The sequence below is a fragment of the Planococcus halocryophilus genome (genome assembly GCF_022489025.1).
Taxonomy (GTDB): domain Bacteria; phylum Bacillota; class Bacilli; order Bacillales_A; family Planococcaceae; genus Planococcus; species Planococcus halocryophilus_A.
In genome coordinates this window covers 1-9,211 of record NZ_JAKVTG010000029.1, presented here as the reverse complement: position 1 = coordinate 9,211, position 9,211 = coordinate 1, and the positions used below count along the sequence as shown (strand labels likewise).

The following is a 9,211-nucleotide window of genomic DNA, read 5'->3' as shown; positions in this document are numbered from 1 at the left end:
TTTTCATAATGATACTGAGATAAAATAATTGAAATAGATGTGAAGATTAGATAAGGAAGAATGACATATATATTGATGTAGATATTACTAAAAAAAGAAAATATTATATCCCATTGATTAATAAGAAGAGCAGTATCAATAGAATAGAAATACAAATTTTGTTTTCTAAAAAATCCATAAGAATATAGTAAAACCCCTAAAATTATCCACTTAAAAGAGAATATATTGTTTATATACTCAGAAGAATTGCTTGCTTTTTTATTCATATCGTTCATACAAATTTCTTTTTAAATAAATCATCGTCCCAAACATTATGGCTACTGCGAAAGTAAATGGAATTAATACAGTCCATAACTGTTGTTGGGAAATAGTAAATGGAAATAAAGTAGCCATTGGAGAAAATTTATCGAAATCGAATAGCTGCGCCATAAAATTAAAGATCATGTATACAATAAAGGTTATAGATAAAGCTATAAAATCTCTATCAATCAGAATAACAAGTAAGAGAATTATTGTTCCGTATAACGCACCATTTATACCAATCCATGTCGAGTAAATTAAGCCGTAAACCAATGTCCCTAAAGGCAAAAACTGTTCAAAAGTAGTATGAGGAATTGGACTCCCTTCTGTTGGATACAATTGAACAAAACCAAATAAAGGTTCAATATACATTGAGAAAATAAAAGGTATAAACGCCATTAAAAAGGCAATACTAAAAGTTAGAATTCCATTACTTATTAATTTAGCTAAAATGTAATTAGGTAATGAAATCCTAGTACGAGTATATTGTATGAATTGGTTTTTTTGTTCCTTAACAAAATTTAAAGGATTTATTAAAACAATTAATATAGGAAATAATATTGCAATAAATCCTGAGTTCATTCTTAAAAACAAGTCTAACTGTCTGTAAAAAACATAATTATCTTTTATAAGAAAAAATTGCAACGTAGGAAGTACTAAAATAATAGCTCCCCAAATTATAAATTGATTTATATTGAATGTTTTATTCAATTCCTTTTTCACTTGTTTTTGTAATGTCTTGTTTCTTTTTTCTTTCATCTAAGTTGCCTCCTGCAGTTTTAATAAACTGATATTATCATAATCAATTTAACGCAAGGACCGGTTTAAGACATTCAACCGGTCCTTGCGTTAAATTGATTAGTTACTGCGCCATTCGCCTTTAACTCGTGAATCAACAAGTGTAGTAAAATCAGAACTGAACTGAGCACGTACAGACTTATCTCCTGCTTTAATTGAGTTAGGAAGCTTAGTACCGCTTGTAAGAGATGCGATTCGTACCCAAGAACCGGTACCGGTATTTGGAGTATATGCTCTAGCATCATTAGCTTTCCCTAAAATTGTAACTTTCAAATCTGCAGAAGCACTAGATGTGGTTTTAGTTTGCGCTCCGGTGGTGTTATCACCATTTCCTTTCGGTACAATTACATCATACCCAATGTATGTTGTACCTGCTTGTACAAAACCTGCTGTTGCTAGTAAACTTACTGCTAATGCTAAACCTGCTACTTTTTTCTTCATCATTTCATCTCCTTTTTTTACGCTTGAAAGCGTATAATACATTATTAACATTTATTTACACTAATTACAATACTAAGAATTAGATTTTTTTTACTTTTCTTAAAATATAATACAATTTTATTTTCTGGTAGAAATTATTTATTTTTAAAGCGTGGTTTTTTTCATTGTCGCTCCCTTCTTTTTAGAGAGAATAAAAAGGAGGGCGAGCATGATGAAAATATCCATTTATACGCAAACTGGGTATGGTCCCTGCAAGCTATTTAAAATGTGGTTGCGGGTGGAAGAAATTCCTTATGAAGAAAAAAAAATTCCCGAAAACAAGGACTAGTTAGAAGAATTTTTGTCATTCAAAGCGAAAGGTCTCCCTTTTACATTGATTGAAAAAGAAGGTAGCGATAGTGAAGTAACAGCATTATTTATCTATAAATGCGAACGATGCAAAAAAGAAAAGAAAGTCATAAAAGCATTTAAATAATTTACTTTTTATTTAAGAATAACTTTGAAGTTAGTCTTTTCTTTTGAGTTTGAATGTAACTTATTAGTAATTAAGTTACATTCAAAACCTTGATTCTATTGACTTCTCGAGAAAAACCAGCGAAACTGATTTTATTAGAAAAAATGATACATTCAGACGGTTGATTCTACTGGGCTCGCTTCTCCTTGGCGGCGCTCTTTTTTCTTTTGGCCCAAATACCTTGAATAGGTCACTACATCCGTTTTTTTCTGGCAATAAAGAAAACAGCAACCAACCGAAAGGAGCAACCCATGAACAAGCAGCAGGAAATTAAAGACGTCCAGCCGATCCGATCGCTCGAAAAAATTGAGGACATGAAATGGAGCTTGAAGAAATGGTGCGGCGAACGGGATTACATCTTGTTCCTTCTCGGCATCAATTCGGGTCTGCGCGTCGGGGACCTGTTAAACATCAAAACGAGCGAGATCCAGGGCAAGAAAGTCGTATCGCTTCGGGAAGGCAAGACCGGAAAACGCCGGACCATCCACCTGGGCAACATCTACGATGAGTTAAACGCCTACATTGGCACGTTAAAAGGGGCTGAATGGCTGTTTCCGAGCCGGAAAGGGCAAAACCCCATTACAAGGGTTCAAGCGTACAGACAGCTCAATAAGGCAGCTCAAATGGTCGATATGCCGGACGGCATCGGCAAGCACACTCTCCGGAAAACATTTGGCTACTGGCATTACAAGCAATTTCGGGATATTGCCGAACTGCAGAACATCCTCAACCACGCCCATCCGCAGATTACCCTGCGCTACATCGGCATTACGGATGAACAGATTGAAAGTAACCTGAAGACGTTTCGGTTATAAAACGGAATGCCGCATATTTTCTATTGGCAAGAAGGAGTTGTTTTTCTAAAAATGAAAAACAGCTCCTTTTATTTCGTTTTGGTTCGTAAGCGATTTTGACAATTATTTGGCGTTTATCGCCAGAATAATTGCCAGATGATGTAGGGGGTGTTTTGGTTAAGTGGGCCGGCTGCTAAACGTGAAAACGTTTGGCCATCGGCTTGCTTTTTTGTTTCGGGGACGAGCGATCAGCTGCGTTCCCGAAACCTTCTTTTTTGTTTTTGGGGAGGGTCAAGGGAAAGCATTTCCCTTGTGGGTTTGGGCAACGCCCAAGGTCTTTGGGGGATTGGGGGACTCCCCAACAAGCTGTAAATGGGTACCATTTACGAAGCTTGCCAACCCTCTATTATGCTGATATACTCGGAGTACACCAACGAGTAGGAAGCATAATTTCAATCGGAGATTGAACAGGAGGGGCGGTCTTTTTGGGAGAGAACAGGAAAGAGAATCGACAGATTAAATTTCGGGTGAACGACCTCGAATTCCAGCAGCTTGAGCAGATGGCTCAAGCTGCTGGAATGAGTGTGCCGACCTTCTGCAAGAAGCAGGCACAAGGGGCGAGAATGACGCCTCCTAAGATCGATCGGGAGGGGGCATTTGAGATGGCTCGGCAATTGCGCGCGATTGGAAACAACGTCAATCAGTTGTCCAAGCGGGCCAATGAGGGGGCGGCGGTTCCGAAAGAGGAAGTGCAGCGCATAGAGAAGGAGTTGCATGCGTTATGGCAACAATTCAACTCGGCAATACAAAAGTAGCGACAAAGCTAATTTCATATGCGGAGAAGCGCGCGAAAGAACGGGGCGGAGTGGATTGCCCGGCTGAATATGCCAAGGCGCAATTTAAAGCCACCAGAGAGCTCTGGGGCAAGACAGAAGGCATTCAGGCTCACCATGTCATTCAATCGTTTAAGCCAGGAGAAGTGACGGCGAAAATGGCCAACGAAATCGGCCAAGACTTAGCCCGGAATATTGCTAAGGGACATGAAGCAGTGGTGTATACCCATACCGACAAAGACCACATTCACAATCACATTGTGATTAATGCAGTCAGTTTCGAAAATGGCAGCAAGTATCAATCCTCTAAGAAGGACTTGTACAAGATTCGGGAACAAAGTGATCAACTTTGTTTGGCAAAAGGATTGTCGATCGTCAAAGAACCCACGGCCCAGATTCGCTATACCCTCGCGGAAAAAGCGTTGCTAGAAAAAGGGAAAGACAGCTGGAAAGACGAGATTCGGGAAAGCATCGACAGCATCAAAGGCCAGGCGACCAGCCTGCCGGATCTCGCCCATCAATTAAAAGCGCAGTTTGGCATTAAAACCAAAATCACCAATAAGAATATCAGCTTCAAGCACCCGGATTTTGAACGGTTTGTCCGGGGAACAAAACTAGGCTTGGCTTACGAAAAGGAGACGTTGACGCATGAGTTTGAAAGACAAATTGAACGAGGTCAAGAGCGAGGAAGCGCCAGTCTATCAGACGCAGCCTCTGCCGAATTCGAACGAACTGGAAAAACTGATGAAGGAAACGAACGAACTCAACACCCTGATGAAAAGCTACATTCGGGTTCATATGGACAAGGACGGGACCAGTCAAATGACGCTGGACAACGAACTGTCGAAAATCACGAAAGTCAGCCAGGACATGCAAGAACAGATGATTTCGATTTTGAAAGCGCTCGAGAGCACGCAGCGCGATTACGGGAATCAGCTTCTGCAGCACTTGGAGACTGGCAAGAGCGAGATGGCAGCGAACAACGAAATGACCGTCCAGAAAATGAGCAAGATCGAGGGCATGTTGGACAACAGCATGAGCCAGCTGAATCGCAGAATGAACGAAAACATGAAAGACCTCGAGAAAAAGAGCGCGACCTTGGCCCAGAGCGTTAGAAAAAGCGCCTTGCTCAGCTACTGGTCAGATGTCGCTAAATACGGCTTAGGAACGGCTGTATTCATCGTGCCCGTTTATCTAGTAATCAAGTTCCTTTTCTCACTTATGGGCGTAGAAATGCCTTAAAACCGAGTTTCAACCCTTATCCATGTCGAATTAAGGCATAGATAAGGGATTTTTTCGTTTACTTAGACCACTTGAAGCTTTTAATCGCTTATCCCCGATCTTCTAACCAGTTATAAAAAGGGACTTTCGGCGTTTTTGGCTGCTGGACAGACGGGTTCGGAGACAATAAATACCGTTGATTGACCATTCCATCACTGAAAACAGCCACGATATTGTGTATTTCCACACCATTCACCATATTAATAGCCATTTTATTGAGCAATTGAATCGCTCGAAGCACTTTTTTCTCATCGCAGTCCATTCCAACACGTAAAGCAATCGTTCCAGCGACGGTTTTAATGGAATTAGGGAACGGAAACGCCATAATTTCATCAAATAGCATGAGTTGGTATTCGTTTGCTTGATATGCCTGTAATTTTTCACGTGTTTTTTCTAGGTTTTCGTTTGAATATTGGACATCATTTTCAATAGCTTGCTGTATACTATCTTTTTCTTGTAGTAAATTAAAATAGTTAATATGGTTAGAACTCGATTTTTGCCCTTCTACGCCTACAGCGTCAACAGCTTCAGCGTTTTGAAGAGGTGCAACTAGAGGTGCAAGAGGAGGTGCAACTGAATCCGATTCAGGCAATGAATCAAGGAAAAAGACCTCTTTTAAAATTTGGTGGAAGTTGGGGTGTTCTTTGTATACGAAAATGTATTTCCCTGCCTTGTCATCTGCCAGTCTGGCGACCACCAGTTGATCTGTCTCCTTGATCGAGGCCACAGCGCTTTTCACCGTTCGAACCGAGCAACTAACCTTTTCTGCCAGTTTGTCTGCGCCAATTTTGCAAATACCGGTGCCACTCAATAAATAAATGATTTCATCCAACACTTGTTTTCGTTTATTTGGGAACAGTTGACCAAAACTTTTTCCCATCTCGAAAACTTTCTCTTCAATCGTAGAAAGGATGGTTTCTTTGCGGATCTTATTGCAGTAACCGCCTTGGAAAAAGCGTTGTACGTCTTGGTTATAAGCTGTTAAAAGTGTCATTGAGATTTCTCCTTTTCAGGAACAGAAAAAGACACTGTTTCCCGATAAACACAGGGGGAAACAGTGTCTTTTTTTACTCAAATCAACTAAAAGTAAGCTAAAGAGAATAATATCTCTTGAAACTAACTGCATTAGCCCTTAAAATAAAGGGTATAACTAAAGTTAGTTACAAGAACTTCGACAAGTGTTTTCCCTACCGAGAATAGGGGGAACGGTTTAAATGGTGTTGGTCGCACCTTTAAACAGTTGAGGTTCTTTTTCCGTTCATATTCTAATTACTGACAATTCTACAGATAAATTTTCCTCAAAGCAACAGCAAATAAGAGGATTTCAAAAATGCGTTAAATCCCGATACTATAGAATAAACCACACGAAAGAACCACTTTTAACGCAAACAAGACAATCAAATCAATTCCAAAACACCTTTTTAGGGTGTTTTTTTATGAGCAATTATTTAAAGAATCGATTCCAAAACCCTTTCTTTGATTCCTTTGCTGGTTTGGCTGCCTCTTCTTCATCCGTCTTTTTTTCTAAAAATAAAGGGGATGGATTTTCTAGTGCCTTTTTAATAAAGCGATTTTGATCCTCTAACTTTTGAATAAGCAAGGCATTAAATTCTTCTTGTTTTGCTAATTTTTGATTCACTTCAGTTAAGACTTTTTTTAGCTCCGTCACGTCTTCAGTAGTCGCTAATACAGCCGCAGACTGGCTTTCTTCCGTTTCGCTGTGCTTATTATCATTAATAATCACGGGAAACTCACGTCTTATCACGTCAGCTAGACCTGCAGTTTCATAGCCAGCGTCGTATAGCGCTTTGATTCTTACTAAGATAGGAATTGCAGTCCCTTTGTATTTCTTGGCGCGATTGCCGCCTTTACTGACGAAATAAGGATGAAACTTCGTTATATATCTCCTTAGAGTGGGCTCAGCAATTCCGGTTTTCTCTGCTAATTCACCAACGGTATACCATTCTTCCAATACTATCATCACCTCTCATCATTCACTCATCACATCATCATCACGCGAAAAAAGCCTTCATATCAGCATTCCGGTTACTTTTATCTTATCACGAGACTTCACAGCTGACTTAATGAAGTTGTAGAAAGTAAAATTGCAAAGATGCCATTTATAGAAGAGGATCAGAAGCAAATAGCTCCAATACTATCCTAAGAATTAAAATTAAATACACTAGAACGGCTCTCACAGCAGCAAAAAAGAAACAAGTAGTTTAATTTAGAAATTTTTTAGAGCTTTCCTTCAACATAAAAATAGAGGAGTACTATCTCATAACAGATAGTACTCCTCTATTTTTTGTAGTTTGGTTTTGTTACTTTACTAATTCAAGTTGATAATTATTGATTGCATAAACTTTGTCACACAAAAATTCAATATCTTCTCTGTTATGACTAGTAAATATTATTGTTTTACCTTGATTCTTAAAATCTTTTAAAATTTTTCGAATATTATTCACACTGTCTGCATCAAGGGCGTTAAAAGGCTCATCTAGAATAAGGGTTTGTTGATCTTCCATTATCGCTTGAGCAATAGCCAGTTTTTGTTTCATTCCTAAGGAATAACTTTTCACTTTTTGTTTAGCAGTTGGTTGTAGGCCAACAAGCTCCATCGTTTTTCTAATTTTATCGTCTGTAATTTTATTTTCAATCATGGCTAGTTCTTTTAGATTTTCAAAACCAGTTTTGTTAGCAATATAGCCAGGACGATCGATAATGACACCAAAATTATCAGGGAAACGCTTAGTTACTCCTAATTCTTGACCATCAATTAGGACTTTGCCATTTTCACTGAAAATAAATCCACATATCATTTTAAACAAAACAGATTTCCCAGAACCATTTGGTCCTAGTATTCCGTAAATTTTTCCTTTTTCTACTTCTAAATTTAAGTTTTCAAAAATTTTGATGTCTTTAAACTTTTTACTAGCATTTTTTATTTCTATATGACATGTCATAGCTTAGCTCCTATCTTCTAAAATTAATTAAAGTTTTAAGTCTTTCTTTAGTAAGTATGTGATAACCCAAATGCTTATTATATTCCATCCAATTAGAATAGCAGTAATACGATACATAGAATAACCTTCTAGAATATAGAACATACTATTTAAACCAGATGGAATGTAGAGGGAAGGATTCATGTTGGGAAACATAAATAGTAAGACAATTATAATCCCTATTAAACTATGGAAAACTTCTTTACTCCACCAAGATAAAATAAATACAAATAGTACATATACACTAAGCTGCAAAAATCCATTAATGAAAAAATGGTAGGTTATATGGTAAAAAGTAAGTGTTTCATTGAGTGTGAAAGAAAAATCTAAATTTCTAGTAAAAAAGAAAGCTACTCCTATAGAACTTACAAATAGAAGAAGCAGGTAGAGAATGTTGCTTGTGGTTACTTCTTTAATCCATCGGAGTAACCATCTATTCGTAGATTTATAACGTATTAATTGATAATATCCAGTATTATTAAGCTTCTTTTGTAACTGCATTTGAATTAGATAAACAAAAATCATATAAGTAAAAAAATATGCTAAGAAATTTCTCAATTGAAATGTAACTTGTGATCCGCCTGCAAACATCAAAAATATATTATCACCTATAGTCACAGCAGTAGTTGAAACAGCACCAGAAACTAAAGCCGATATAATTAATAGAATTACTAAAAAAAGATTTAAAAAATAGAATATTTTTTTCATTTTTCTGCCCTTTTGAATATAGACTTTTTTAGATCAATTCTAGATACAACAGATAAAATAATTAAAAGAAGAACAATAAGAACTAAAAATGGTGTGAAGGCATGGGTAAAGCCAGAGAGTGCAGCATGAAAAACTAAGTAATTTGACAAATTAAATACATAAACATTTGGAGGTAATAGACTAAATGTGACTATAAAAGACATCCAAATAAAAACTCCAATACTTACAACTACCCACGTTTTTTGAGTAAGAATGAAAAGTAATGCGAAGATTAAATGAAGGCAAGACAAGCATATGATAACCATGCAAAATGTTAAAAATAAAGCCAACAAAGGTGAAGATGTGAAATTTTGCAATACTTGGGTTTCAGAAAAATAGAATTGTGATGTGCTAAAAATACTCCATCCTTTAGAAAAAGGTACTTTGATTAATAAGATTAAACAAATTGCCAACCAAATTCCATAAAGAATAGAAAAATCTTTAACAAGAATTATCCAAGTTTTATAGACCCATCTTTTATACGATTTTAATCGTATCATT

9 protein-coding genes and 2 pseudogenes are annotated in these 9,211 nt (G+C 37.2%); 3 read left to right on the top strand and 8 right to left on the bottom strand.

Annotation, left to right across the window (positions count from 1 at the left end; all coding sequences use genetic code 11):
- From MLE13_RS17630 to MLE13_RS17620, 3 genes and pseudogenes are all read right to left on the bottom strand, one after another.
- Positions 1 to 275, bottom strand: a pseudogene (locus MLE13_RS17630) (permease); the annotation flags it as partial.
- Positions 259 to 1,059 (bottom strand): ABC transporter permease, encoded by an 801-nt coding sequence (locus tag MLE13_RS17625; protein WP_240751086.1) that lies wholly within the window; start codon positions 1,057 to 1,059, stop codon positions 259 to 261. The pseudogene MLE13_RS17630 and the gene MLE13_RS17625, both read right to left, overlap by 17 nt.
- Positions 1,060 to 1,158: 99 nt before the next feature.
- Positions 1,159 to 1,539 carry a hypothetical protein gene (locus MLE13_RS17620; RefSeq protein ID WP_240751085.1) on the bottom strand — a complete coding sequence of 127 codons (381 nt, stop codon included), beginning with the start codon at positions 1,537 to 1,539 and terminating at the stop codon, positions 1,159 to 1,161.
- A gap of 765 nt (positions 1,540 to 2,304) precedes the next feature.
- Here MLE13_RS17620 and MLE13_RS17615 point away from each other — a divergent pair.
- From MLE13_RS17615 to MLE13_RS17605, 3 genes are all read left to right on the top strand, one after another.
- The gene (locus MLE13_RS17615) at positions 2,305 to 2,868 is read left to right on the top strand and encodes a tyrosine-type recombinase/integrase (RefSeq protein WP_240751084.1); all 564 of its coding nucleotides are present in this window, start codon (positions 2,305 to 2,307) and stop codon (positions 2,866 to 2,868) included.
- Between the two features lie 464 nt (positions 2,869 to 3,332).
- Positions 3,333 to 3,662 carry a plasmid mobilization protein gene (locus MLE13_RS17610; RefSeq protein WP_049694576.1) on the top strand — a complete coding sequence of 110 codons (330 nt, stop codon included), beginning with the start codon at positions 3,333 to 3,335 and terminating at the stop codon, positions 3,660 to 3,662.
- Positions 3,629 to 4,795, top strand: a complete 1,167-nt coding sequence (locus tag MLE13_RS17605) for a relaxase/mobilization nuclease domain-containing protein (protein ID WP_240751083.1) — start codon at positions 3,629 to 3,631, stop codon at positions 4,793 to 4,795. The genes MLE13_RS17610 and MLE13_RS17605 overlap by 34 nt, the downstream gene beginning before the upstream one ends.
- Positions 4,796 to 5,010: 215 nt before the next feature.
- Here MLE13_RS17605 and MLE13_RS17600 read toward each other — a convergent pair whose 3' ends face one another.
- The 5 genes and pseudogenes from MLE13_RS17600 to MLE13_RS17580 form a co-directional block, all read right to left on the bottom strand.
- Positions 5,011 to 5,955: a cytosolic protein gene (locus tag MLE13_RS17600; RefSeq protein WP_240751082.1), complete on the bottom strand. Its 945-nt coding sequence runs from the start codon at positions 5,953 to 5,955 to the stop codon at positions 5,011 to 5,013.
- A gap of 450 nt (positions 5,956 to 6,405) precedes the next feature.
- Positions 6,406 to 6,933 carry a MerR family transcriptional regulator gene (locus MLE13_RS17595; protein WP_240751081.1) on the bottom strand — a complete coding sequence of 176 codons (528 nt, stop codon included), beginning with the start codon at positions 6,931 to 6,933 and terminating at the stop codon, positions 6,406 to 6,408.
- A 349-nt stretch (positions 6,934 to 7,282) separates the two neighbouring features.
- On the bottom strand, positions 7,283 to 7,924 hold the full coding sequence (locus MLE13_RS17590) for an ABC transporter ATP-binding protein (protein ID WP_240751080.1): 642 nt from the start codon (positions 7,922 to 7,924) through the stop codon (positions 7,283 to 7,285).
- Between the two features lie 27 nt (positions 7,925 to 7,951).
- A complete protein-coding gene (locus MLE13_RS17585) occupies positions 7,952 to 8,671 on the bottom strand; it encodes a hypothetical protein (RefSeq protein ID WP_240751079.1) in 720 nt (239 codons plus the stop codon).
- Positions 8,668 to 9,211, bottom strand: a pseudogene (locus tag MLE13_RS17580) (permease); the annotation flags it as partial. The gene MLE13_RS17585 and the pseudogene MLE13_RS17580, both read right to left, overlap by 4 nt.